General features: G+C 64.4%; 22 protein-coding genes. 14 read left to right on the top strand and 8 right to left on the bottom strand.

Features of this window, described 5'->3' with window-relative positions; all coding sequences use genetic code 11:
• Positions 1-60 precede the first annotated feature (60 nt).
• Together AC1D2G_RS01280 and AC1D2G_RS01275 are read left to right on the top strand one after the other, a co-directional pair.
• Complete coding sequence (locus AC1D2G_RS01280) at positions 61-540, top strand: tellurite resistance TerB family protein (protein ID WP_095084069.1); 480 nt, start codon at positions 61-63, stop codon at positions 538-540.
• A 17-nt stretch (positions 541-557) separates the two neighbouring features.
• Positions 558-1,274, top strand: a complete 717-nt coding sequence (locus tag AC1D2G_RS01275; RefSeq protein ID WP_477411615.1) for a glutamine amidotransferase — start codon at positions 558-560, stop codon at positions 1,272-1,274.
• Between the two features lie 3 nt (positions 1,275-1,277).
• Here AC1D2G_RS01275 and AC1D2G_RS01270 read toward each other — a convergent pair whose 3' ends face one another.
• The 7 genes from AC1D2G_RS01270 to AC1D2G_RS01240 all read right to left on the bottom strand — a co-directional run bounded on the left by AC1D2G_RS01270 (position 1,278) and on the right by AC1D2G_RS01240 (position 10,277).
• The gene (locus AC1D2G_RS01270) at positions 1,278-2,516 is read right to left on the bottom strand and encodes an MFS transporter (protein ID WP_457150194.1); all 1,239 of its coding nucleotides are present in this window, start codon (positions 2,514-2,516) and stop codon (positions 1,278-1,280) included.
• Between the two features lie 263 nt (positions 2,517-2,779).
• Positions 2,780-3,880 (bottom strand): aminotransferase class I/II-fold pyridoxal phosphate-dependent enzyme, encoded by a 1,101-nt coding sequence (locus AC1D2G_RS01265; protein WP_477411614.1) that lies wholly within the window; start codon positions 3,878-3,880, stop codon positions 2,780-2,782.
• A gap of 122 nt (positions 3,881-4,002) precedes the next feature.
• Positions 4,003-4,464: a Ros/MucR family transcriptional regulator gene (locus tag AC1D2G_RS01260; protein ID WP_095084073.1), complete on the bottom strand. Its 462-nt coding sequence runs from the start codon at positions 4,462-4,464 to the stop codon at positions 4,003-4,005.
• A gap of 214 nt (positions 4,465-4,678) precedes the next feature.
• Positions 4,679-5,383, bottom strand: coding sequence for an ROK family protein (locus AC1D2G_RS01255; RefSeq protein ID WP_477411613.1), 705 nt, complete (start codon positions 5,381-5,383; stop codon positions 4,679-4,681).
• Between the two features lie 14 nt (positions 5,384-5,397).
• On the bottom strand, positions 5,398-6,774 hold the full coding sequence (gene zwf, locus AC1D2G_RS01250) for a glucose-6-phosphate dehydrogenase (RefSeq protein ID WP_477411612.1): 1,377 nt from the start codon (positions 6,772-6,774) through the stop codon (positions 5,398-5,400).
• Positions 6,775-6,796: 22 nt separating this feature from the next.
• Positions 6,797-7,810 (bottom strand): phosphogluconate dehydrogenase (NAD(+)-dependent, decarboxylating), encoded by a 1,014-nt coding sequence (gene gnd / locus AC1D2G_RS01245; protein ID WP_477411611.1) that lies wholly within the window; start codon positions 7,808-7,810, stop codon positions 6,797-6,799.
• A 34-nt stretch (positions 7,811-7,844) separates the two neighbouring features.
• Positions 7,845-10,277: a glucan 1,4-alpha-glucosidase gene (locus AC1D2G_RS01240; protein WP_477411610.1), complete on the bottom strand. Its 2,433-nt coding sequence runs from the start codon at positions 10,275-10,277 to the stop codon at positions 7,845-7,847.
• A gap of 152 nt (positions 10,278-10,429) precedes the next feature.
• Between AC1D2G_RS01240 and AC1D2G_RS01235 the strand changes: the two genes are divergently transcribed.
• From AC1D2G_RS01235 to AC1D2G_RS01200, 8 genes are all read left to right on the top strand, one after another.
• Positions 10,430-11,716 (top strand): sensor histidine kinase, encoded by a 1,287-nt coding sequence (locus AC1D2G_RS01235; protein ID WP_477411609.1) that lies wholly within the window; start codon positions 10,430-10,432, stop codon positions 11,714-11,716.
• Positions 11,716-12,450, top strand: a complete 735-nt coding sequence (locus tag AC1D2G_RS01230) for a response regulator (RefSeq protein ID WP_457150201.1) — start codon at positions 11,716-11,718, stop codon at positions 12,448-12,450. Before AC1D2G_RS01235 ends, AC1D2G_RS01230 begins: the two co-directional genes overlap by 1 nt.
• Before the next feature lie 213 nt (positions 12,451-12,663).
• Positions 12,664-13,554: an SMP-30/gluconolactonase/LRE family protein gene (locus AC1D2G_RS01225; RefSeq protein ID WP_477411608.1), complete on the top strand. Its 891-nt coding sequence runs from the start codon at positions 12,664-12,666 to the stop codon at positions 13,552-13,554.
• 94 nt (positions 13,555-13,648) lie between these two features.
• Positions 13,649-14,662, top strand: coding sequence for a substrate-binding domain-containing protein (locus AC1D2G_RS01220; protein ID WP_095084081.1), 1,014 nt, complete (start codon positions 13,649-13,651; stop codon positions 14,660-14,662).
• Positions 14,663-14,711: 49 nt separating this feature from the next.
• A complete protein-coding gene (locus AC1D2G_RS01215) occupies positions 14,712-16,181 on the top strand; it encodes a sugar ABC transporter ATP-binding protein (RefSeq protein WP_477411607.1) in 1,470 nt (489 codons plus the stop codon).
• 1 nt (position 16,182) lies between these two features.
• Positions 16,183-17,163, top strand: a complete 981-nt coding sequence (locus AC1D2G_RS01210) for an ABC transporter permease (protein WP_477411606.1) — start codon at positions 16,183-16,185, stop codon at positions 17,161-17,163.
• Positions 17,164-17,165: 2 nt separating this feature from the next.
• Positions 17,166-18,113 (top strand): ABC transporter permease, encoded by a 948-nt coding sequence (locus AC1D2G_RS01205; protein ID WP_457150205.1) that lies wholly within the window; start codon positions 17,166-17,168, stop codon positions 18,111-18,113.
• Positions 18,114-18,279: 166 nt separating this feature from the next.
• Positions 18,280-20,346, top strand: coding sequence for a 3-hydroxyacyl-CoA dehydrogenase NAD-binding domain-containing protein (locus tag AC1D2G_RS01200; RefSeq protein WP_477411605.1), 2,067 nt, complete (start codon positions 18,280-18,282; stop codon positions 20,344-20,346).
• Between the two features lie 4 nt (positions 20,347-20,350).
• Here the strand turns inward: AC1D2G_RS01200 and AC1D2G_RS01195 are convergent, their stop codons facing one another.
• Entirely contained in the window at positions 20,351-21,157 is an 807-nt protein-coding gene (locus AC1D2G_RS01195; RefSeq protein WP_477227580.1) for a helix-turn-helix transcriptional regulator, read from the bottom strand.
• A gap of 114 nt (positions 21,158-21,271) precedes the next feature.
• Here AC1D2G_RS01195 and AC1D2G_RS01190 point away from each other — a divergent pair, with 114 nt between their 5' ends.
• From AC1D2G_RS01190 to AC1D2G_RS01175, 4 genes are all read left to right on the top strand, one after another.
• Positions 21,272-22,408, top strand: coding sequence for an ABC transporter ATP-binding protein (locus AC1D2G_RS01190; protein WP_477411604.1), 1,137 nt, complete (start codon positions 21,272-21,274; stop codon positions 22,406-22,408).
• Positions 22,389-23,552: an ABC transporter substrate-binding protein gene (locus tag AC1D2G_RS01185; RefSeq protein WP_477227582.1), complete on the top strand. Its 1,164-nt coding sequence runs from the start codon at positions 22,389-22,391 to the stop codon at positions 23,550-23,552. Before AC1D2G_RS01190 ends, AC1D2G_RS01185 begins: the two co-directional genes overlap by 20 nt.
• Before the next feature lie 64 nt (positions 23,553-23,616).
• Complete coding sequence (locus tag AC1D2G_RS01180) at positions 23,617-24,480, top strand: ABC transporter permease (protein ID WP_477227583.1); 864 nt, start codon at positions 23,617-23,619, stop codon at positions 24,478-24,480.
• A complete protein-coding gene (locus AC1D2G_RS01175) occupies positions 24,480-25,292 on the top strand; it encodes an ABC transporter permease (RefSeq protein ID WP_457150211.1) in 813 nt (270 codons plus the stop codon). The genes AC1D2G_RS01180 and AC1D2G_RS01175 overlap by 1 nt, the downstream gene beginning before the upstream one ends.
• Positions 25,293-25,302 lie beyond the last annotated feature (10 nt).

Here is a 25,302-nt window from a genome sequence, read left to right as displayed (position 1 = left end):
GCATGATGTCGTCCGAAAACCGCTTCACACTTTTCGGCATCATGCTCTAAGGAATGGATCATGTTTGAACGCGTTCTGTCATTTCTGAGGGATTTGCCGGCCGGCGCCGGCACGCATGCCAGCAGCGACGATCCGCGCGTTGCGGCTTCGGCGCTACTCTATCACGTCATGAATGCCGATGGCGTGCGCCAGGATGTCGAGTGGGAGCGGTTCAAGGCGGTGCTGGCCCAGAGCTACTCGATCAGCGGCGCCGAGCTCGAAGCGCTGGCCGCCGCCGGCGAGCGGGCCGACAATGAGGCGATCGATCTCTATGCCTTCACCAGTGTCTTGAAGCGCCATCTCGATGCTGAGGCGCGCAAGGCCTTCATCGGCCTGATGTGGGAGATCGTCTACGCCGATGGCGAGCTGCACGAGCTGGAGGACAACACGGTCTGGCGCGTCGCCGAGCTGATCGGCGTCGAACGCCGCGACCGCATCGAGGCACGTCGCAAGGCGGCGGAGCAGGCACCGGGCGCCACCGGAACATCGAGCGACGAATAAACGGATTTCGCCTGCCCATGCCGCGCCAAACGAGTTCGAAGCCAAAAATCCTGATCGTGCTGCATCAGGAGAATTCGAGCCCCGGACGTGTCGGCCACATGCTCCTAGAAGAAGGCTTCGAGCTCGACATCCGTCGCCCGCCGCTCGGCGATACCTTGCCGGAAACGCTGGACGGCCACGCCGGCACGGTGGTGTTCGGTGGACCTATGAGCGCCAATGACGAGGACGAGTTCGTCCGCCGCGAGACTGCCTGGCTGGAAGTACCGCTCAAGGAGAACCAGCCGTTCCTAGGCATCTGCCTTGGTGCGCAGATGCTGGTCAACCATCTCGGCGGCAAGGTCGAAGGTCACGGCGAAGGATTGGTCGAGATCGGCTGGTATCCGCTGAAGGCGACCGAAGCCGGCAAGACCCTGATGCATTGGCCGGAGATGGTCTATCAGTTCCACCGCGAGGGTTTTTCACTGCCCAGGGACGCGACGCTGCTGGCGACGGCCGAGACCTATCCCAACCAGGCCTTCCGCTATGGCGACAATGCCTGGGGCATCCAGTTCCATGGCGAGTTGACCAGGGCGATGATGCAGCGTTGGGTGGTGCGCGGCGCGCATCGCTTCGAGTTGCCCGGGGCGCAGCCCGGCCGCGATCATCTCGGCGGCCGGCTGATCTGGGACATCCATCTCAAGCGCTGGCTGGATGAATTCCTGCGCACGATCTTCGGCAAACCGGCGCTGCGATAGACGTCAGTTTCGCCCGTTGAGGTGGCGCACCTTGCGCAGTTGCGGGAACAGCACGATCCACAGCCCGGCGACCGCGATCGCGCCGACGCCGCCGACCACGACGGCCGGAACCGTGCCGATCAACGCCGCCATCGTGCCGGCGCGGAATTCGCCGACCTCGTTGGAGGCGCCGACGAAGACCTGGTTCACGGCATTGACTCGGCCGCGCACATGGTCGGGCGTCCACAGCTGGATCAAGGTCTCCCTGATGTAGACGCTGAACATGTCGGTAGCGCCAAGGAAGGCGAGCGCTGCGATCGACAGCCAGGTGATGGTCGACAGGCCGAACAGCACGGTGAAGGCGCCGAACGCCGCAACGAAGCCGAGCATGATCAGCCCCGCATGGTTGCGGATTGGGTGGCCGGCCAGCCAGATGGCGACGCAGATGGCGCCCACGCCCGGCGCCGAGCGCAGCAGGCCTAGGCCCCAGGGGCCGAGCTGGAGGATGTCGCGCGCATAGATCGGCAGCAGTGCCGAGGCGCCCGACAAAAGCACGGCGAACAGATCGAGCGAGATGGCGCCCAGCACGATCTTCTCGCTCCAGATATAGCTGAACCCGCCGAACAGGTTCTGCAGCGTCGGCTTCTCGGTCTCGGTGCGTTGCGAAGGCTTCGGGATGGTGAAGATCAGCAACCCGGACGCAAGCATAAGCACGGCGGCGGTGCCATAGGCGACTTCCGCCGACACGCCGTAGAGCAGGCCGCCGGCGACCGGGCCGACGATGGTCGCCGTCTGCCAGGCCGACGAGTTCCAGGCGATGGCGTTGGCGAAATCCTCAGGTGGCACGAGATTGGCGAACAGCGAGGCCGAGGCCGGCCCGAAAAAGGCGCGGGCGACGCCGAACATGGCAAGCACGACGAAGATCGGCAGCGGTCCGCTGATGCCATGCAGGGTCAGGAACAGCAGCGTCAGCGCGCAGATCGCCTCCATCACAACCGCCAGCGCCATGATCAGGCGGCGGCCGAAGCGGTCGGCGACGACACCGGTGACCAACACCAGCAGCAGCGACGGCAGGAACTGGACGATGCCGACCAGGCCGAGATCGAGAGGATCCCTCGTCAGGTCATACATCTGCCAGCCGACCGCGACCGACACGATCATGGTGGCGAAGGTGGTGAGGAAACGCGCCGCCCAATAGCTCAGGAAGGAGCGGTGGCGGAACGCGGCATAGCGCTGGTCCGGCGAGGTTTGTGCGGCAGTCATGGATCGAGGCCCCGTTGCGATGGCATTGGAGCGACGTGCGTCCAATCGGACGCACAAAGTACGCTCCAACACTTTGGTTTTCGCATCGTGCTTTCCGAAAATCGGAACCGATTTTCGGGCCGATGCGATGGCCGGCGGGGCACTTCCCGGATGGGCGCTGTTCCGGCCAAGGGAATTTCTAACAAAGTTCGCAGCGCGATGTGCGCCAAAATCAGCGCTGGATCAACGAAATTTCGCCCTGTTCCGTTGATTGCACGGGGACATTATTGCCTGAGCGCCGCGGAGATGGCGTCGAGGCCGCTCCTCAACTCGGCTTCCGTCGGCCAGCCAAAACCGACGCGGAAGAAGCGCTTCGGCATTTCGAACCAATGGCCGGGTCCGACATAGGCGCCATGGTTTTCCAGCAGGTTCACATAGAACCGATCGAGGTCGAAGTCGGGGTCGACGTTCAGGCGCGGGAAGCCGACGACACCGCCTTCAGGGCGCACCCAGTCGACCAGCGGCTCGCGGTCGATCCAGGCCTGGACGATGTCGCGGCGCCTGGCCATTTCTGGCAGCAGCGTCGCCAGGAACACGTCCCGCCGCTCCAGCATGCCGCGCGCGATGCCTTCGTCGATGACGCTGCCGCAGATGCCGATCTGCTCCTTGGCGGCGAGGAATTTCTCCTGAAGTTCCGCATCCCTGGTGATCAGCCAACCGATGCGGATGCCGGGAATGCCGAAGGCCTTGGACAGCGACGAGACGCTGATCGCCTTCGGGCTCAGCGATGCCGCGGACGGCAGGCGCTTGCCATAGGAGAGGTCGCGATAGGTTTCGTCGACCAGCAGATGGCAGTCCCTGCTTTCGGCGAGCGCGACCAGGGCGTCGAGGTCGGCGCGGCTCATCATCGTGCCGGTCGGGTTGTGCGGGCAGGTGACGCTGATCAGCCTGGTGTTCGGTCGTATCGCGGCTGCGACTTGGCCGACATCGATGGCGAAGCCGTCCTCGAAGGCCAGGTCGACAAAGCTGATGGCGCAGCCGATCGCCCTTGGGGTCTCGATGTTGGTGGCGTAGTTGGGCCTGATGACGACCAGATGATCACTCTGCGACAACAGCGAGGTCGAGATGATGAACAGGGCGCCAGCAGCACCAGCGGTGACCAGCACATCATCGGGCGAGACGCCGGCGTCCTGCGCGGCGATCTGCGCGCGCAATTCCTTGTCGCCGCGATGCTCGCCGTAGAAGAGCGTGAGATCGGGCAAGGATAGGCCGATATCGGAGAGTTTCTGGTCGGCGATCGAACTTTCGGAAAGATTGTAGCGGATCCGGTCGTAGCCGTACTCTTCCGGCGCCTCTTTCTCGATCACCATCCTGGTGTAGTTCATGGCTTCCCCCAAAAGACCCCGTTCGGTTCATCCAAGCCACAAAAACATGAAGCCTGCCAAGGCGGATTCGCCGGCAGGCTTCTGTTCCAGTCGTCCTAAGTGTTGGCTCAGGACCGAATTGCTCAGGCCGAGGCCTTCTTCCTGCCCCTGCCCTTGGCGGGCACGACTTCGGCGGCCTTGCGGCCGAGGCCGATCGACTTCGCCAGCAGCGAACGCGAAGCGGCATAGTTGGGGGCGACCATGGGATAGTCAGCCGGCAAGCCCCATTTGGCGCGATAGGCGTCCGGCGTCAGGCCGAAATGCACGCCGAGGTGACGTTTCAGGGATTTGAACTTCTTGCCGTCCTCGAGGCAGATGATGAAATCCGGTGTCACCGATTTCCTGGGGTTGACCGCCGGGACCAGCGGAGCTGCCACGGGGACCACCGGCTGGCCGAGCCCGCTTATCGACGTGCTGACGCTGGCGATGAGATCGGCGAGACCAGAAGCGGGCAGGCGGTTCTTCTCGACGTAAGCGGACACGATGTGAGCGGTCAGCTCGAGCAGGTCGATGTCTTTACGGGCGCTGTCGTTATCGTCGGTCAATCTATTTCTCCGTCTAAAGCGAATGACCTGAAAATCGGATTCGATTCCCGGAAAGGATCATGCGCAAAATCAAAATGCTACGGCGTCCTTTGTGCATCCACGGGACGGCAGCGTTGTTGTGGCGCGGGATTCCTAGTCGGCAAATCTGCGCAGCGCAATGACTTGATGCCGCGGCACACGTTATTTTGAACAACTATATTAAACAATAACAATATCAGACTATCAGCGCTTTGTCGCGCCACAAACGAAATCCGCCTTCAAAGGCGCGTGTGTTGTCGCCGCGCCGGCTGTCGGCGGGCAATTCATCGAGCTTCTCGACATTGCCGCCGCCAATGACGACGTAGTCAGGCTGCATGGCGGCGCGGAGCCGGTCGACGACGTCGAAGACATATTTGCGCCATCTCTTCTTGCCGCGCTTTTCCAAGCCGCGTTCGCCGACATAGTCCTCGAAGCTCTTGCCCTTCTTGTAGGGAAGATGGGCGAGTTCCATCGGCTGGGCGACATTGTCGACGATCATCGCGGCACCGAGACCGGTTCCCAGTCCGATGAACAGCATGCGGCCGCCTTCATAGCTGCCGATGGCCTGCATCAGCGCGTCGTTGACCACCTTCACCGGCTTGCCGAATTGCGCGGCGAAATCGTAGCCGGCCCAACCCTTGCCGAGATTGGCAGGGTCGGTGAGCGGCCTGTTGTGGGTGACCGGGCCGGGGTAGCCCATCGAGATGACGTCGTAGGACAAGTCCTCGGCTAGCTTCTTCACCGTATCGGTCATCTGCTGCGGCGTCAGGCCGGGCCCGGAGTCGGCGCGCCGCTCCACGCCGCCGGCGCTGCTGAGGATCTTGACATGCGAGCCGCCAATATCGATTGCAAGCACGATCTTCTCAGCGTCCGATGCCGGTTGCTTCACCGCTTTGGCCATTGCGCCACCTCCACTCACTTTACCGGATCGATCCAGCCATTGGGCGGCCCGAACCCCGCCATCGCGTCCGCCGGACCCCATGTGAGAGGTTCATAAAGGTGCGGCGGCGTGGTGTCGCCGAGCACCGGGCCGACGATGCGCCAGGCGAGTTCGCTGGCGTCCTGGCGCGTGAACAGCTGGCCGTTGCCGTTCATGGCATCGCCGATCAGCCGCTCATAGGGCGGCATGTCGCTCTTGCTGTCGTCGAGCGCCGTCAGCTCGACCTGTTCGCCGATCATGTCGTCGCCCGCCGCCTTGCGCTGGGCGCCGACGGCGATCACCACTTGCGGATCGATGCGGAAGCGAACGTAGTTCTGGTCGGCCGGCTTGATCGGATCGAAGACGTCGAGCGGCGGCCGCTTCAACCGCACCACCACCTCGGTGACATGCACCGGCATGTTCTTGCCGGCGCGGATGAAGAACGGCACGTCCTGCCAGCGCCAGGTGTCAACGAAAAAGCGCACCGCGGCAAAGGTCTCGACCGGTGAGTTAGGCGCCACGCCGGGTTCGGCGAGATAGCCGGTGAACTGACCGCGCACGACATCGTCTTTCGCCAAGGTGCGGATCGCCCGCAGCACCTGCACCTTCTCGTCGATCAAATCGTCGGCGGAACGGCCGACGGGTGGCTCCATGGCAAGCAGCAACAGGATGTTGAGCAGATGGTTCTCGATGACGTCCCTGATGCAGCCGACATTGTCATAGAAGCGGCCACGCCCCTCGACGCCGAAATCCTCGGCCATGGTGATCTGCACGCTCTCGACGAAGTTGCGGTTCCAGATCGGCTCCAGAAAGGAATTGGCGAAGCGGAAATAGAGCAGGTTCTGGATCGCTTCCTTGCCGAGATAATGGTCGATGCGGAAGATCGACTGTTCGTCGAACACCAGATGCAGGACCCGGTTCAGCCAGCGCGCCGATTGCAGATCGTGACCGAAGGGCTTTTCGACCATCAGCCGCGCGCCACGAGCCGTGCCCGATTGCTCCAGTCCCTGGACGACGGTCTCGAACATGGTCGGCGGCACCGCCATGTAGTGCAGCGGCCGCTGGGCGGTGCCGAGCGCGGTTTTGAGTTTCTCGAACGTCGCCGGATCGCGGTAGTCGCCACTGACATAGCGCAGCAGGGAGGCGAACTTGGCGAACAGTTTTTCGTCGATCTTGCCGAGCGCATTGACGATGCCGTCGCGGGCGCGCGCCTGCAATTGCTTGAGATCCCAGGCGTCGAACGCCACGCCGATCACCGGTTCGGTGAGCGTGCCCTTGGCCACCATCTGGTAAAGGGCTGGAAATATCTTCTTGTGGGCGAGGTCGCCGGTGGCTCCGAAGAGCACCAGCGTGTCGGACCGTTCCGGGCTCATCGGCGTGTCTCCCCTGCCGCCGTCACGAGCCGGACTTCGGCTTCTCGACATGGCCGCCAAAGGCATAACGCATTGCCGAGAGCAGCTTGTCGGAGAATTCGGATTCGCCTTGCGAGGAGAAGCGGTCGAACAGCGCCGAGGACAGGACCGGCGCCGGCACGCCGGTGTCGATCGCCGCCTTCAGCGTCCAGCGGCCTTCGCCGGAATCCGAGACGCGGCCGCCGAAATTCGCCAGGCCCGGATCATTCTTAAGCGCGCCCGCGGTGAGATCGAGCAACCAGGAGCCGATGACGCTGCCATGCCGCCAGACCTCGGCCACCTGAGGGAGGTCGACGTCGAACTGGTAGTATTGCGGGTTTTCCAGGGGGCTGGTCTCGGCGTCCGCCGTTCGTTGCCGCTTGCCGGCATTGGCCGACTTCAGGATGTTCATGCCTTCTGCATAGGCGGCCATCACGCCATATTCGATGCCGTTGTGCACCATCTTGACGAAGTGGCCGGCACCGCTGGGCCCGCAATGCAGATAGCCAAACGGTGCGGTCCCGGCATCCTTGGGCGGATTGGAGCCGGCATCGGCACCGGGCGCCAGCGTGGCAAAGATCGAATCAAGGTGCTGCACCGCAACGTCGGGACCGCCGATCATCAGGCAATAGCCACGCTCAAGGCCCCAGACACCGCCGCTAGTGCCGACATCGACAAGATGGATACCCTTGTCGGCCAGTTTCGCGGCCTGGTCGACGGCGTCGTGATAGTAGGAATTGCCGCCGTCGATGATGATGTCGCCGGGTTCCATCAGGGCGGCCACCTGATCGATGATCTTGCCGGTGATCGCCGCCGGCAGCATCAGCCAGACGCAGCGCGGCTTGACCAGCTTGCCGACGAATTCTTCCATGGATGCCGTTCCTGAAGCGCCGTCGGTCACCAGAGCCGCGACGCTGGCCGGGTTGATGTCGTAGACGACGCATTCGTGGCCGTCGCGCATCAGGCGCCGGACCATGTTGGCGCCCATCCGGCCCAATCCCATCATTCCGATCTGCATGGTTTCGTCCCTGTTTCCTAAAGATTTACTGGATTTATCGAGGAAGGATCGACTGGCTATCCTGATCGCCTGATATGACGGAGAAGTCGACATTCTCCCAATCGCCGGCTCCGGGCCAGAAAAAAGTGAAGATCAGCGTGCTTCCGGCGGGGAGGCTGGCGGTGGGCAGATCGGCAAGATGGATGCCGAAGGCGTTCTCGATCGTCTGGCTGTCCGCGGCGGTCGCCCAGTGATCGCTGCTCCAGCGAACCGTCGCCGGAGCCAAGAGCTCGACGCGCAGCGTCTTGCCGGCCGGCAGCGTCCGGATCTTGTTGTTGAAGCGCCATGTCCTGAACGGCGACACGGTCTTGTCCTCGATGTAGCGCTTGACGCCTTGAGGCGGCATGTCGAAGACCGTGCCGTCGCGCACCGAGCGCAACAGCTTGATATGCTCCGAATGCGCCCAGACCAGCGGCATGGCGCTGCCCGAGGGGCGACCGTGCAGCAGTTCGCGCTCCGCCATGTCGGCGCCGTCCCAGACCTGTTCGGGCAGCAGGCCGCCCAGCCCGGCCGAGCCTTCCAGCGCGGCCAGCAGGTCTACAGCTCTGTCCTTGCGTCCGGCTGCAAGCTCGTAATGGGCGCGTTCGCCGGCGAGCAACGGCCACGGCCGGCCCTGGCCGGTGCCGTCGAAGGGTGCGCCATCCTCATGCTCGCCATAGCCATCGTCACTGTAGCGGTACCAGAGCGGCCCCTGCGGCAGGTCGCAGCGCAATTGCGCATCGATGATCGTGACCGTGTCGACGATACGCGGATCGTCGGCTGCCCTCAGGCCGAAGCGGACGAGAGCCAGTGCGTCCGGGCTGACGATCGCCTCGGCCGGCTGGTCGGAATCGCCGGGCGGACGGTTCTTGATCGGGACATAGCCATCCTTCGGCGAACCGGCCTCGGCGCTGTCGGGTGGCGCGATGCGCACGTAATAGCCGTCGACGCGGGCCTGCCTGCCGAGTGCCGTGCCGGTGACATAGGTCCAACGCTCGACCTGGTCGTTCCAGACATCGGCGGTCTCGCGCAGATAGGTCGCGGCGACCTGCTTGCCGCAGGCGTCGAGCAGGTCGGCCGCAGCAAGCAGTGCCGCGATCTCGACGGCAAGCGTGAACGGGCTGTAACCGGCATCCTCTTCCCAGCGGTCCTCACCGGTGACGGGTCCGTTGCGCACGACATAGCCGGCGGCGCGCTCGATCATCGACTGAAAGGCGAGCAGCCTGGCTTGCGGCAGGTGCCCGGAGCGGTGCAGCGCATCGGCCAGCAGCAACGGGAAGGCGCATTCATCCATCTGGATGCCTGGCCAATAGGCCGACCCGTCGAGCCAGGCGTTCTGCGGCCAGTGGCCGTCCGGTTGCTGGATGGAACTGAGAAAGTCGAGGATTTGCAGGGCCGACGCGGCATCGCCGGCGGCGAGAAAACCACCGGCGGTCTCGACCAGATCGCGCGGCCAGACCAGATGGTAGCCGCCGAGGTCGTCGTCACCCTTGTTGAAGCCCCACGGAATCGAAAGGCTGGCGACCGCCGCACCCGGTATGGCGATCGACCGGTGGGTCGACAGAACCGCGGTCGAGACACGATAGAAGTTGATCCCGGATTCGCCATGCCGGTCCAGCGGCAGCAGGCTCTTTTGCCACTTCCGCCATCTCTCGACGTAGGCGTTGGCGGCGGGCTCAAAACCTTGCTTGAGGCTGGCGAAGGCATTTTCGGCCGCCTCGTCCGATGTCGCGCCAAAGCCCAACGCCAGCAAGGCCGTTGTCTCCGAAGCGGTAAAGCCGATCTCGCCCGTCAGCGCGACATTGCCGTCCTCGGCCCGTTGGCAGGCCGGATCGAGCTCGCCTGTATTGTGGAGCTGCTGCCAGCCGTCGGAGACGCCGACATAGCCGGCCGAGCCGGTGCGCCAGGGCAGTGACGAGGCCAGCGCCAGGCAGGTGCCGCGCCCCGAGGCGAAGAGCACAGGTTTTCCCTTGTGGTCACCGACCCAGGCGGTGTTGCCCATGCCGGCATTGACGAGATGCGGCGCCAGCAAGGCGTAGACGCGATGGTCGCTGGCGGCACCCTTGAGCGCTGTGAAGGTAATTTCCTGCAGCAAAGCGGGCCGCGCCGGGTCGGCAAGGATGCGCTTTTCGATCCGGTAGGCGCCGTCAGTCGCGGTGTTGACCAGCCTGTAGGCCGGCACGCCGTCCTCGAAGGGCTCGATGGCGTGCACAGCATCGCGTTTTTCTTCGGAGAAATAGCCGTCGGGGCCGGTGACGATCAGGCCGAGGTCGCGCGTGCAGGCGCTGTCGAGGTGCGGATAGTAAATCTCGTTGAGAATGCCATGGCTGATCGTGAACCAGATATGGCCGCTTGGCGAAAGGGACGTTCCAACGCCACTCTTGGCGCTTGACGTCCAGCGAGCCGGGATTCCCGGGGCGCCCGGAGCAACGTTTGGCGTCACTGGCATTCGATTGCGATCTCCTGGCCCTTTCCCTAGACCAGGACGCGAACCCTTTTCAATCGTTGCACCGCAAGTTGATCGCCACGGCCAATGGCGCCCTCGTTGACATGGGCGCCGCGTAGCGTCCACTATTCCCGGCACGGGAGGATCGCGAAGCCATGCCGGAGGTGTCCCTGGTCCTGATCGACCGGTTGCTGGCGATTTCGGCGGCGCTTGCCGGCCATATCGATCCCGGCACGGCGTTTCGCGCCACAGCCATCGAGATTGGCACGCTTATTCCGCACGACCATATGGATCTGGCGGTGCTGTCGCATGATGGGCGCAGGCATGCCTGTTATGAAGCCGGCTTCCACACCAGCTGGAGCGAGCTTGCCCAGCATCCGCTGCCGACCGAAGTCAGCCCGATTCGCTCGGTGCTGTGGGGCGAGGTGGCTTATCTGCTCTCCGACGACGCGCTACGCGACGAGCGCTTCCATTTCGCCACGGCCATCGATGGACCGATCTTCGCGGCCAGGCTGCGCAGCCGTATCGTCGTGCCGCTCAGGGCGCGCGGCGGCATCATCGGGGCGCTGAACATCAGCCGGCACGAGGTCGGCTGCTACACGCTTGCCGATGTCGCGGTCGCCCAGCAATGCGCCGATCTGATCGCGCCTTATATCTTTGCGCTGATCCAGACCGAGGAGGCGCGCCGCGCCATGCTTGCCGAGAGCGAGGCGCGCAACCGCGTCGAATTGCTGCGGGTCGGCGCCTCGCAACTGACCGAGGGCATGGAGCGCGAACGCCGGCGCATGGCCATGGACCTGCATGACCAGACGCTTGCCGACCTTGCCCGCATCGCACGCCAGCTTTCGGCCCTGCGCGGCCAGGGCGTGGCCCGGGCGGCGCAGCTTGCCGACCTCGAGCAGGAGGTCGCCGGCTGCCTGACGGAACTGCGCCACATCGTCGACGACATGCGGCCGAGCGTGCTCGAACTGTTCGGCCTGCGGGATGCGGTCGAAGCGCATCTCAACCGCAGCGTCGCCAGAGCCAAGCCGCCAATCGCCGTGCGCATCGCCGACACCAGCGATGGCAGCGCCGACAATCTGCCGGAGCCCGTCCGAACGGCACTCTACAGGATCGTGCAGGAAGCCATCAACAACGCGGTCCGCCACGCCGCGCCGCGCCGCATCGATGTGCTGCTGGCGTCGACCGCAAGCGTGCTGCGGGTGATTGTCACCGATGACGGCCAGGGCTGCGGCGCTGTCGATCCGGCCGCCCATGGCGGCATTGGCCACATGCATACGCGCGCCGCGCTGATCGGTGCGCGGCTGCGCATCGGGCAGGCCGGCCGCAAGAGTGGCGGCACGCGTGTCGTCGTGGAGATCGACCGCCGGCCATCGCGGGAGCTGCCGGTTGCGGCGGCTGCAGCGGCGCCCGGCCAGCTCGCCGTGTCGGAGGCCATGTGATGCTTGTGATGATCGCCGAAAATGACGGGCTGCACCGCACCTTCGCGCGGCGCACCGTCGAGCAATTGTGGCCCGGCGACGTCGAGGTGATCGAAGCGAGCGACGGCGAGGACGCCATCAACCTGGCGGCCGAGCGCGAACCGCCGCATGTCGTCCTCGACCTGCAGATGCCGAAGGCGACCGGGATCGAGGTTGCCAGGGCGATCTGGAACCGCCGCGCCGGCACGCACATCCTGTTCTGGTCGAATTTCGCCGACGAGGCCTATGTGCGCGGCGTGGCGCGCATCGTGCCGCCCGGCTCGGTCTATGGCTATGTGCTCAAATCGGCAACGGAGGAAGGCATGCGTTCGGCCTTGCGCGGCGTTTTCCGCGAGGGCCACTGCATCATCGACCGCGAGATTCGCGGCATCCAGCACCGCGTCCAGGACAAGTTCGAAGGAATCACCGACGGCGAATATGAAAGCCTGATCGACATCGCGCTTGGCCTGACCGACCGGGCGATCGCCGCACGCCGCGGCCTGTCGATCCGCGGCGCGCAGAGCCGCATCAAGCATGTGTACGACAAGCTCGGTATCGTGCCGGCGGAGGACGGGGCCGGCGATGCATCCGTGTTCAACTCGCGGACGCGGGCGATCTATCTCGCCATGGCGCGCGGCCTGATCAATATCGACGCGCTGCGCCGCGAGCAGGACCGGCTCGACGCCTGGCTGGCGCAGGCTTCGCCCGATCACTGATTGCAGCCAGAGCGGTTCGGAAAACCGTTTGACACTTTTCCTTTGCTTGGGCGCGACTGTGCAAATGCACAGTCGGGCGTGCGCTTTGACCCGTATCGCCACGCCGGTGCCGCAACTACCTTCGATCCCCAATAAGAAAACATATCGGGAAGCGCTCATGCCATTCGTCGCCATGTGGATTCGCACGGCTGTTCGCGCCGCCGGGCATCAGTGATGTCGGTGTCGACGCGAGCTCGCCATTCCGGCTTCGACGACGTCGTCGGCGATGCGACGATCGAAACGCTGGCGAGCGGCTTCGGTTTCCTCGAAGGGCCGGTGTGGCATCCCTATGAGAAGTGGCTGGTTTTCTCCGACATTCCGGAAAGCCGCATGTATCGCCGCAGTGCCGCGGGCGAGATCGAACTGTTCCGCGAGCCGAGCCACAAAGCCAATGGCAATACGCTGGATCGCCAGGGACGGCTGGTCACCTGCGAGCACGCGACAAGCCGGGTGACCCGCGCCGAACCCAATGGCAGCATGACCGTGCTTGCCACACACCACCAGGACAAGCAGCTCAACAGCCCGAACGATATCGTCGTTGCCACCGGCGGCTCGATCTACTTCACCGATCCGGGCTATGGCCGAGTGGAATTCTACGGCGTGCCGCGGCCGCAGGAATTGTCTTTCCAGGGCGTCTACCGCATCGACAGCGACGGCGCCCGGCTGACATTGCTGGCCGACGATTTCGTCCAGCCGAACGGGCTTTGCTTCTCGCTGGACGAGTCGCGGCTGTTTATCAACGACACCGAACGCGGACATATCAGGGTGTTCGGCGTCGAGGCGGATGGCGACCTCAACGGCGGCGCGGTGTGGGCGGTGACCGAAGGCGACGGGCCGGGAGCGCCGGACGGCATGAAGATCGACAGCCGCGGCAATGTCTACTGCACCGGCCCCGGCGGCATCCATGTCTTCGACGCGTCGGGTGCCATTCTGGGGGTCATCCGGACGCCGGAAGACTGCGCGAATTTCACCTTCGGCGACGACGATCTGAGGAGCCTGTACATCGCCGCATCGACGTCGCTGTACCGGCTCCGGGTGCGTGTGCCGGGATTGAGACTGTTTTGAGTTCGGGACCGTCCGTGCTCAAATCAGATTGGGAGCGAGGCCGGGGTCAAAACCGGCAGGAACTGCAGCAGTAAACATCTGGGAGGATTACGACATGAAGAAACTGTTTGTCTTGGGCGCTCTGGCGGCGATGCTCGCCTCGGGCACCGCACTTGCCGACACCAGTGGCAAGAAGATCGCCTTCTCCAACAACTACGCCGGCAATTCGTGGCGGCAGGCGATGCTCGACAGCTATGGCATCGTCACCAAGAAGGCGGTCGCCGACAAGGTCGTCGGCGCGGCCGATATCTTTACGACCGCCGACAAGGAAGTGCCGACGCAGGCGGCTCAGGTGCAGAACCTGATCCTGCAGGGCTATGACGCGATCGTCATCAACTCCGCTTCGCCGGACGCACTCAACGGCGCCATCAAGCAGGCGTGTGACGCCGGCATCACCGTCGTCTCCTTCGACGGCACCGTCACCGAACCTTGCGCCTATCGCGTCGTCGTCGACTTCAAGGACATGGGCAAGCAGGAAGTCGAGCAGATGGCCAAGTTCCAGCCCAAGGGCGGCAATCTGCTGGAAATCCGTGGCCTTGCCGGCACCTCGATCGACGATGCCATCCATGCCGGCATCCTTGAAGGTGTCGCTGCCCATCCCGAGTTCAAGATCGTCGGTTCGGTGACCGGCGATTGGGACCAGACCACGGCGCAGAAGGCGGTCGCGACCATCCTGCCGTCGCTGCCCGATGTCGTCGGCATCGTCGACCAGGGCGGTGACGGCTATGGCGCTGCGCAGGCCTTCGCCGCCGCCGGCAAGCCACGCCCGACCATCATCATGGGCAACCGTCAGGACGAATTGCAGTGGTGGAAGGAACAGAAGGACAAGGACGGCTACAAGACCTGGTCGGCGTCGATCGCGCCGGGTGTGTCGTCGCTCGCTTTCTGGGTGGCGCAACAGGTGCTCGACGGCCGCACCGACATCCCGCACGATCTCTTGGTGCCGTATCTGGCCTTCACCCAGGACGATTTCGAAGCCGAGCTGCCGAAGATCGTCAAGGGTGGCGTTGCCAGCCACGAATACACGCAAGAGGACGCGATCGCGGCCATCAAAGCCAATATCAAGTGAGTGTCGGAGAAGCGTTGCCGTCCGTATCGTCGAGCGGATATCGTTGAGCATGGTTGCAGGGAACGCTGACATCATCAGACTGAACGGCGCCGAAAAACATTTCGGCGCCGTTCGCGCGCTGGGCGGCGTGGATTTCCACGTTGGCCCCGGCGAATGCGTCGGGCTTGTCGGCCACAATGGCGCCGGCAAGTCGACGCTGATGCACATGGTTGCGGGCACGCTGGTGCCCGACAGCGGCCAGATCGGCGTGCATGGCGGCATCGAGGATAGTTACTCGGTGTCGCGGGCCCAGCAACTGGGCATACGCTGCGTGTTCCAGGAACTGTCATTGTGTCCCAATCTCAGCGTCGCCGAAAACACGCGCATCAACCATGCGTCGCTGCGCGGCTTCGGCTGGCGGCGTAAGGCGGCCGAACTGATCGCCGCCAAGCTCGACGAGATCTTTCCCGGTCACAGCATCTCGGCGTCCGACATCGTCGGCGACCTGTCGATCGGCCGGCGCCAGATGGTCGAGGTGGCGCGCGCCTTCACGGTCACGCAGGATAGGCTCGACCTCGTCATCCTGGACGAGCCGACATCGTCGCTCGACGCGCACACGGCAGGACAGTTGCTAGCCTTCGTGCGCCGCTTCGTCGCCGGCGGCAAAAGCTGCATCCTGATCTCGCATGTGCTGGGCGAGGTGTTGCGGAACGCCGACCGCATCGTGGTGATGCGCGACGGCAAGGTGGTTGTCGCCGACGCCGCTGGTGCCTTCGACCGCGACCGGCTGGTGACGGCGATGGGCGGGGCGGAAGCGCGCCAGAAGATCGCGGCGCAAGTCGCCGACGCCAAACCAGGGGCCAGCGCGCTGCGGGTGCGGGCGCGACCCGCCGTGCAGAAGGACGGCACCGACCTTGTCGCCCGTGCCGGCGAGATCATCGGCCTGGCCGGTCTGGCGGGCCATGGTCAGACCGACCTGTTGCTGGCGATCTTCGCTGCTGCATCGCGTGCCCGAGCCGGTATCGAGGTCACCGCGCCGGTGGCGCTGGTGGCCGGCGACCGCCAGTCGGACGGCATCTTCCCGCAATGGTCGATTGCGCAGAATATCGGCATCCGCTCGCTGGCGCGTTTGCGCAACGGGCTGTTGATCTCGCCGCAGCGCGAGGCCGAGCTCGCTGCAGTCTGGCAAAAGAAGATCGGCATCCGCACGCCAGACATGAACAACAACATCTTCTCGCTGTCGGGTGGTAACCAGCAGAAGGCGCTGTTTGCCCGGGCGCTTGGCTCGGACGCGCAGATCGTGCTGATGGACGACCCGATGCGCGGCGTCGATATAGGCACCAAACTGGAGGTCTATGACCTTGTACAGGAAGAGGCCCGCCGCGGCCGCACCTTCCTTTGGTACACCACGGAAACCGAAGAGCTCGACAATTGCGACCACATCTATGTCTTCAAGAACGGCCGCATCGTCGCCAATCTCGGTCGCGACGAATTGACCGAAGAGAAGATCATCCAGTCCTCGTTCGGCGATGCGGCCTGAGATGACGGCCGCCAGCCTCGACACCACTGCCAGGAGTTCCGCCGAGCGTGGCGCGCTGGCCCGTTCCCGCCTGTTGCGCGGGTTGTTGCCGGCGCTGTCGCTGGCGCTGGTGCTGCTCGCCATCGCTTGGCTCAATCCGCGGGCCATCAGCTATTTCGGCTTCAGCCTGATGCTGAACCTGGCGATCCCGATCGCCCTGGCGACCATCGCGCAGATGTTCGTCATCGCCGGCAACGAGCTCGACCTGTCGATCGGCACTTTCGTCGGTTTCGTCGGCTGCGTTACCGCGACGTGGCTGAAGGACGCGCCGCTGATCGGTGTCGCCATCCTGCTCGGCTCGATCGGCGTCTATGCCTTGCTCGGCGCGCTGATCCATCTGCGCAACCTGCCTTCGATCGTGGTGACGCTTGGCATGAGCTTCGTCTGGCAAGGGCTGGCCATCCTCGTCCTGCCCAAACCCGGCGGCAAGGCGCCGGACTGGCTGCTGGCATTCATGGCATTCAAGCCGCCTTTTGTGCCGTTCCCGATCATCGCGGCGCTGCTGATCGGCCTCATCGTCCATTTCGGGCTGATGCGTACCTCCTACGGCGTGATCCTGCGTGGTTCCGGCGGCAATCCGGCCGCCCTCGGCCGCGCCGGCTGGTCGCTGCTCAAGACCAAGATCGTGCTGTTTGCGCTGGCCGGCCTGTTCGGCGTGCTGTCCGGCATGGCACTAATCGGCATCACCACTTCGGCCGATGCCAATATCGGCAATGGCTATACGCTGCTGGCGATTGCCGGCGTCATCCTCGGCGGCGGCGAATTCGTCGGCGGCCGGGTGTCGCCGATCGGCGCGGTGATCGGCGCGCTGACACTGGCGCTGGCCGCCTCGCCGCTGCTCACCTTCATGCACATTCCGCCCGACTGGCAGGTGGCCGCCAATGGCGCCATCCTGATCATCGTGCTGGCGGCCCGCGTCCTGATCAGCCGCAGGGAGAGGTAGCCATGGCCGCGTTGAGACCACTGCTCGCCAAACCCTGGATCTGGTCGTTCCTTGGCGCCTTGCTGGTGTGGCTGGCGACGATCGCCTTCACCGGCGGTTATGGCGCCGGCGGCATGGTCACCGCGGCACTGTCGCTGGCGGTGTTCACCGTCATTGTCGGTGTCGGCCAGATGTTCGTCATCACGCTTGGGCCCGGTAATGTCGATCTGTCGCTGCCGGCCAATATCGGCTTGGCCAGCGCCGTCGCCATGAAGGTGATGGACGGCAACGATGCCATGATCGTGGTCGGGCTTTTGGCGGCGCTCGCCACGGGTGCCGCGATCGGCGCCGCCAACTATTTGCTGATCTGGGCGCTGCGCATTCCGCCGATCATCGCTACACTATCGGCCAGCTTCATCATCCAGTCGATCGACATCAGCTATGGGCGCGGGCTGCAGATCAAGCCGCCGCCCGGCTTCGCCGATTTCGCCAACTGGCAGGTGCTGGGCATTCCGGTGCTGGCGATCCTCACCGTGCTGTTCACCATCGGTGCGGCCATCGCGCTGCAGCGGATGATCTATGGCCGCTCGGTGCTGGCGATCGGCCAGAACATCCGCGCGGCGTGGCTTGCCGGCGTCAATGTCGGCCGCATACGCTTCCTCACCTACACGCTGTCGGGGGCACTCGGCGGCATCGACGGGGCGCTGCTCGCCGGCTATTTCCGTGGCGCCAATGTCGATATCGGCAACGAGTATCTGCTGGCCTCGATCGCCGTCGTCGTCATCGGTGGCACCTCGGTGGCCGGCGGCAAGGCCAATGTGCCGGGCGTCTGGGGCGCGGCGCTGTTCCTGGTGCTGCTTTTGACGATGCTCAACACGTTCGGCGTCAGCGCCGGCGTGCGGCTGCTGCTGACCGGGCTGATCATTGTCGGTGTCATCACGGCCGCTGGGGGGCAGAAGGCGCTGCGGTAGTTGCGATTGGCGCTCAGCGTGGTGGCGGCGGAGGCTGCCGGCATCAGGGGTACGTCAAGGCCGGTAATCATTGTGCCAGGCCGGCACCCGGTTCCCATCAGCGTCATGGCGCTGTAAATCCCGTGCGCGCGGCTGCAAGCCGCTCATCAAATGCTGGGAGGTTTGCGTGTCCGATTTCCTGAAGGTCAGCCGCGACGGCGATGTCGCCATCGTCACCGTCGACAATCCGCCGGTCAATGCGCTGAGCTTTCATGTTCGCGAACCGCTGATGCAGGCTCTCGTTGGGTTGCGGGATGATCCGTCGGTCGCAGCGATCGTCATCGCCTGTGCCGGCCGAACGTTCGTTGCCGGCGCCGACATCACCGAATTCGGCAAGCCGGTGCAGCAGCCCGAACTGCGCGCCATCGTGGCAACGCTGGAGACCATCGCCAAGCCGACGATCGCCGCCATCCACGGCACCGCGCTTGGCGGCGGCCTGGAGCTGGCACTCGGCTGCCATTTCCGTGTCGCCGACGCCGCCGCCAAGCTCGGCCTGCCGGAAGTCAAGCTCGGTCTCTTGCCGGGCGGCGGCGGCACGGTGCGGCTGCCGCGCCTGGTCGGCGCGGTGAAGGCGCTCAAGATGATCGTTTCCGGTTCGCCGATCGGTGCAGAAGAGGCGCATGCTGACGGTCTGATCGACGCCGTCTTCAAAGGCGATCTGACCACGCATGCCGTGAACTTCGCCAGGGAAATAGCCCGCAAGGGTGGTCCCTTCACGCCGGTGCGCGATCGAAATGATGGGCCTAGGGAAACCGACCTGGCGGCTTTCGACGCCGAGGCGGCGGACCTTGCCAAAAAAGCGCGCGGCCTCGAAGCGCCGATCGCCTGCGCGCAGGCGGTGCGCAATGCCGTCACGCTGCCGTTCGACGAGGCGCTGGCGGCAGAGCGCGCGCTGTTCGTCGAACTCGTCGCCAGCGACCAGTCGCGCGCGCAGCGCCATCTGTTCTTCGCCGAACGTGAGGCGGCAAAGATTCCCGGCAAGAATATCATCAAGCGCAGGATCGCGCGTATCGGCGTCATCGGCGCCGGCACCATGGGCGGCGGCATCGCCATGGCTTTCGCCAATGGCGGCTATTCCGTCACCTTGCTGGAGACCAGCCAGGAGGCGCTGCAACGCGGACTGGGCACCATCGACAAGAACTATGCCGTCTCCGTCACGCGGGGATCATTGACCGAAGATGCGAAGCGGCAGCGGCTGGCCCAATTCACCGGCTCCACCAACTATGCCGATCTCGCCGATTGCGACCTGATCGTCGAGGCGGTGTTCGAAGACATGGCGGTCAAGAAGGAAGTCTTCGGCAAGCTCGACGCGGTGGCCAAGCCCGGCGCCATCCTGGCCACCAACACCTCCTATCTCGACATCAACGAAATCGCCGCCTCGACCTCACGCCCGCAGGATGTGCTCGGACTGCATTTCTTTTCGCCGGCAAATGTCATGAAGCTCTTGGAGATCGTGCGCGCCGAGAAGACCGCTCCCGATGCGCTGGCTACCGTCGTCGACCTGGCGCGGCGGATCGGCAAGGTGGCTGTCGTCGTCGGCGTCTGCCACGGTTTTGTCGGAAACCGCATGCTGGCGGCGCGTGGCGCCGAATCCGAGGCGCTTCTGCTGGAGGGCGCAACGCCACGGCAGATCGACCAGGCGTTCACCGAGTTCGGCTGGCCGATGGGACCGTTCCAGATGGGCGATCTCGCCGGCCTCGACATTGGCTGGCGCAACCGCAAGGCGCGCGGCCAGACGGCTGTGATCGCCGACACGCTGTGCGAGCAAGGACGGTTCGGCCAGAAGACCGGCCGTGGTTTCTATCTCTACGAGGCCGGCGCGCGCACGCCGGTCACCGATCCGCAAGTCGAGGCGCTGATCCGCGACAAGGCGGCCGAGAAGGGCATCGTACCGCGCGCTATCGGCGCGGAAGAAATCATCGAACGCACGCTCTATCCCCTGGTCAACGAGGGCGCAAAGATCCTGGAAGAAGGCATCGCCAGCCGCGCCTCCGACATCGATGTCGTCTGGGCCAACGGCTATGGCTTTCCCGTCGGCAAGGGCGGGCCCATGTTCTGGGCCGGCCTCGAAGGTCCAGCCAAGCTCATCGAGCGGCTCGACCATTGGCATCAGCGGACGGGCAAGGACGTGTTCAAGGTGGCGCCATTTCTCAGGCGGATGGCCGAAACCGGCGCCTGGGAAACCTGGGGCTAAGGAACTACCGGACCCGTGCGTCGATGATCTCGACGAAGCGCGCGAACAGGCCGGCCTGCGACTTGATCTTGAGCTTGCGGTAGATGTTGCGGCGATGGACCTTCACGGTTCCCGGCACGATGCGCATCGCCCTGGCGATCGATTCGGTTGAATGCCCCTGCAGCACCAGGTCGACGACATGCTTTTCGCGCGGCGTCAGCGACAGGCTCTGCCAGATATGGGCGCGATCGAACTCGTTGACCGGAGCAATCGTCTCGTCCTGCTTTGTCTCGGGCGGTTCGTCGGCCGGGAGGGCAGGCCAGCGCAATCTGGCGAAGCTGATCACCGCCGGCGCCATGTCGCGCAGAAGCCTGGCATCGGCGGTGCCGAACGGACCCGACGCACGCAGCCGCATCAGCGATAACACCAGCGCGTCCTTTCCCGGCAAAGGCACGAAGAAGCCGACCTCCTCGGCCAATCTGGTCTGGCTGTAGTAGGAGCGAAAATATTCGCTGGCATAGAAGCGGTCCGGCGCGAGTTCGCGCATGCGCCAGAACCCTTCCTTGCGCTCTACCGCCGCATGGTGGAACGGGTCGAGCAGATACGGCCCTTCCTGGTAGAGCGCGACGAAGACATGGCTTTCGGCCGGCGAAAAGGTCTCGAACAGCAGCGGCGGGCGTGCGGCACCGCGATAGCCGAAGATCACGCAGTGGTCGAAGCTGACATGTTGGCGCAGCCAATCGACCATCGCCTTGCCGAAGAGGTCGCCGCTCGTCTCCCGCGTCGCGGTGACAAGCGTTGCAAGCTGGCCGTATTCGTCGCTGCGGGACAATCCATACCCCCTTAAACGAGAAAATAGATCAGATATACCACCTGCGAGGTATATACTAGCCGCCATTGGCTCTGGTAGCGTCCTGAAATTGCCCTGTTGCTGGAGCCCGCAGCCTTGACCGCAGTGCCCGACATCGAGTTTCGCGGCGTCACCAAGCGCTATGGCGCGGTGACCGCGGTCAGCGGCATCGATCTTGCCGTCCCGCCTTCCGCCTTTGTCGCCCTGCTCGGACCGTCCGGCTGCGGCAAGACGACCTGCCTGCGCATGATCGGCGGCTTCGAGCAGCCGAGCGAAGGCCAGGTGTTCATTCGCGGCCAGGACATGGCCGGCACGCCGCCCTACCGGCGGCCTGTCAACATGGTGTTCCAGCAATACGCGCTGTTTCCGCATCTCGATGTCGAGGACAACGTCGCCTACGGGCTGCGCCAGGCACGGCCTCGGCTGTCGTCGCGCGAGATCACCTCAAGGGCAGGCGAGGCGCTGGCCATGGTGCGGCTCGCCGGCTATGGCCGCCGCAAGATCCATGAACTGTCCGGCGGGCAGCAGCAGCGTGTCGCGCTGGCGCGCGCACTGGTCAACAAGCCGGCCGTGCTGTTGCTCGACGAGCCGCTGGCCGCGCTCGACAAGAAGCTGCGCACCGACATGCAGATCGAGTTGCAGAACCTGCAGCGTGAAATCGGCATCACCTTCGTATTGGTCACCCACGACCAGGAGGAGGCGCTGTCGATGAGCGATTTCGTCTGCGTCATGAATGGTGGCCGCATCGTCCAGCTCGGACAGCCGAGCGAGATCTATGACGAGCCGGCCGATCTGTTCGTCGCCGATTTCGTTGGCAAGACCAATTTGCTGAGCGGCAAGGTCGCCGGACATTCGGGCGAGTTGGTGGACATCGCGCTTGCCGACGGCACCGTCATTGCGGCGCGCAAGCGGACGGCCTTGCGGCAGGGCGAGACCGTCTCGGTCAGCCTGCGTCCTGAATCGCTCAGTCTCGGCGCGCCCGAAAGCGGCCGGTTCAAGGGCATTGTCCGGAACCGGATTTTCCTCGGCTCGACCGCGGAGTACGCGATCGAGGTCCAGGGCATCGGAACGCTGCTCGCCAAGGCCGATCACCTGATCGGCCACGGCAATCTCTTCAAGCCGGGTGAACCCGTCGCCATCGGCTTTGCCGCCGGAACGCCCTTGGCGTTTCCGGACCCCAAGAACAACGGGACCAACCAGAGGGTAACCAAACATGTCGAAATCATATCGTGACGGACTGCCGATAAGCCCTGAAAACTTCGTCGACCAGCTGATGCGCCTCAAGCGCGGCTCGATCGGCCGCCGCGACTTCCTCGGCCTGACCGGCCTCGGCATTGCGACGGCAGTGATGGCGCGCGAGATCGGCATCATGCCGACGCCGGCCTTTGCCGCTGAAAGCCTCGGCGATCGCATGTCGATCGCCACTTGGCCGAACTATCATGACCCGGCGACATTCGAGAATTTCAAGAAGGACACCGGCGTTGCCGTCGAGGTCAACGTGTTCGGCTCCAACGAGGAGATGCTGGCCAAGCTGCAGGCCGGCGCGTCCGGCTGGAGCCTGTTCGTGCCGACCAACTACACGATCTCGACATACAAGAAGCTCGGCATCATCGAGGCGCTCGATATGGCGAAGCTGCCGAATTTCGACGGCTCGCAGGAGGATCCGCGCTTCACCTCGGAGGGTACGATCGACGGGACGACCTACGCCGTGCCGAAGAACTGGGGCACCACCGGCTTTGCCGTCAACACCAAGAAGCTGGCCAAGCCGATGACCAGCTGGAAGGAGTTCTGGGACACAGCCATGGCGGAGGGCGACGGCCGCACCATGGTGCATGATTACCAGCTGACCACGATCGGCAATGCGCTGAAATATTACGGCTATTCGTTCAACTCGCTGAAACAGGACGAACTCGCAAAGGCGGAGGAATTGCTGCTGAAGGTGAAGCCGCATCTGTTCGCGGTCTCATCCGACTACCAGCCGGGAATGCGCGCCGGTGACGCCTGGATGACCATGTGCTGGACCAATGACGGTGCGCAGCTGCATCGCGACATTCCCGAGATCGCCTATGTGCTTGGCAAGGAAGGCGGCGAGATCTGGACTGATTTCTATGCCATTCCAAAGGACGCGCCGAACAAGCCCGCCGGCTACGCTCTTCTCAACTACCTGATGAACCCGCAGGTCGCGGTCAAGGAGCATTTGGCCAACGGTGCGCCGTCGACCGATGCGCGGGTCAACAAGCTGCTGCCCAAGGAGGTGCTCGATAATCCGATCCTCTATCCGGCGGCGGACCTGTTGACGCCGCTCGAGTTCGGCGCAGCGGCTACACTGACCGATCCCGGCCGAGCCGAACTGATGGCCCGCTTCAAGTCGGCCTGAGCGACCCGCCTGATGCAGACAATTGACCGGCGGGCAAATGTCCGCCGGCACCAGGGCGGTTTCAATGCACGGCAACAAATTTCGTCATAATCTGCTGACCGCCTTGCTGCTCGGCCCGGCGGCGGCGTGGCTTGTGGTCTTCCTGGTGCTGCCGTTCATCGCCATCGCCGTGTTCAGCGTCGGCGAGCGGGCGCCGGAAGGCGGCTACCAGGCGGCCTTTACGCTGGCGCAATATGCCAACCTTCCGGCGCGGGCGACCGCCTTCTGGAACACCATGATGCTGGCGCCGATGGGCGCGCTCGCCTGTCTTCTCGTCGCCTATCCGGTGGCCTATTACCTCGCCCTGCAAGCGCCGCAGCGCTGGCGGCTGATCCTGCTCGCGCTCGTCGTCATCCCGTTCTGGACCAGCCTTCTGATGCGGACCTATGCCTGGATGTATGTGCTGGGCGGGCGCGGCATTCCGGCTCTGCTCGCTTATGTCGGCTTCGAGGATATCAGGCTGATCAACACGCCGGGCGCCGTGCTGCTTGGCATCGTCTATGGCTATCTGCCGCTGATGATCCTGCCGATCTATGTCAGCCTCGAGCGGCTCGACCGCCGGCTGCTGGAAGCCTCCGCCGATCTCGGTGCGACGCCACTCTCCACATTCCTTGGCGTGACGCTGAAACTGTCGCTGCCGGGGGTGATGACCGGCTTCTCGCTGGTGATGATCCTGCTGCTCGGCGAGTATCTGATCCCGACGCTGCTTGGCGGCGGTAAGGTGTTCTTCATCGGCAATGCGCTGGTCGACCTGTTCCTGCAGTCGCGCAACTGGCCGTTCGGATCGGCTATCGCGATCACACTGGTGCTGGTCTCGGTGGTGGTGCTGATTGCCGCCAACCGCATCTCGACCCGGGTTTCGGGCGCCCGCCGGGTGGATCTGATCTGATGCGCGCCTTCGTCATTGCCGTCTTCGCCTTCCTCTACCTGCCGATTGCGCTTGTGGTGCTGTTCTCCTTCAACGCCGGTCACCATGCGAGCGAGTTCACCGGCTTTTCCGTGCAATGGTACGGCAAGGCGCTGGCCAACCCGTTCCTGGTCGAAGCGTTGAAGAACAGCCTGTTCATCGCCACCACCAGCGCCTCGCTGGCGGCGCTGTGCGGCACCGCGGCCGCGCTTGGCCTGGCGCGCGTCAGCGTCCGGACCCGCGCTGTCTTCGATGCACTTCTGGGTGCCGCGATCGTCGTCCCGGGTGTCGTCATCGGCATCTCGACGCTGGTTGCGCTCGTCCAGCTGTTCGCCGTCGTCAACCCATTCCTCGCCTCGATCTGGCCCGACGACCAGCCGCCGCGCCTGTCGCTCGGCTATGGCTCGATCATCGCCGCACACGGCCTGTTTTCGATGGCGCTGGTGACGATGATCGTCGGCACGCGTCTCGGCAGCCTCGACCGCAACCTGGTCGAGGCCTCAAGCGATCTCTACGCCACGCCGTTGACGACGTTCCGCAGCATCGTCCTTCCGCAGATCATGCCGGCGGTGGTCGCCGGCTTCCTGCTCGCCTTCACCTTCTCGTTCGACGATTTCATCGTCGCCTTCTTCGTCGCCGGTGCGCAGACGACGCTGCCGATCTATGTGTTTGCGTCGATCCGGCGTGGCGTGACGCCGGAAATCAATGCCATCGCGACGATCGTGCTCGTCGCCTCCGTGCTGCTTGTGGTGCTTGCCCAATGGCAGCTGCGCCAACGCAAACCATCCAACTGAAAGTCGCGCC

Source organism: Mesorhizobium sp. P2_C7, assembly GCF_056404515.1.
The sequence above is the reverse complement of the archived record's forward strand: the minus strand, read 5'-3'. Positions and strand labels throughout refer to the sequence as shown.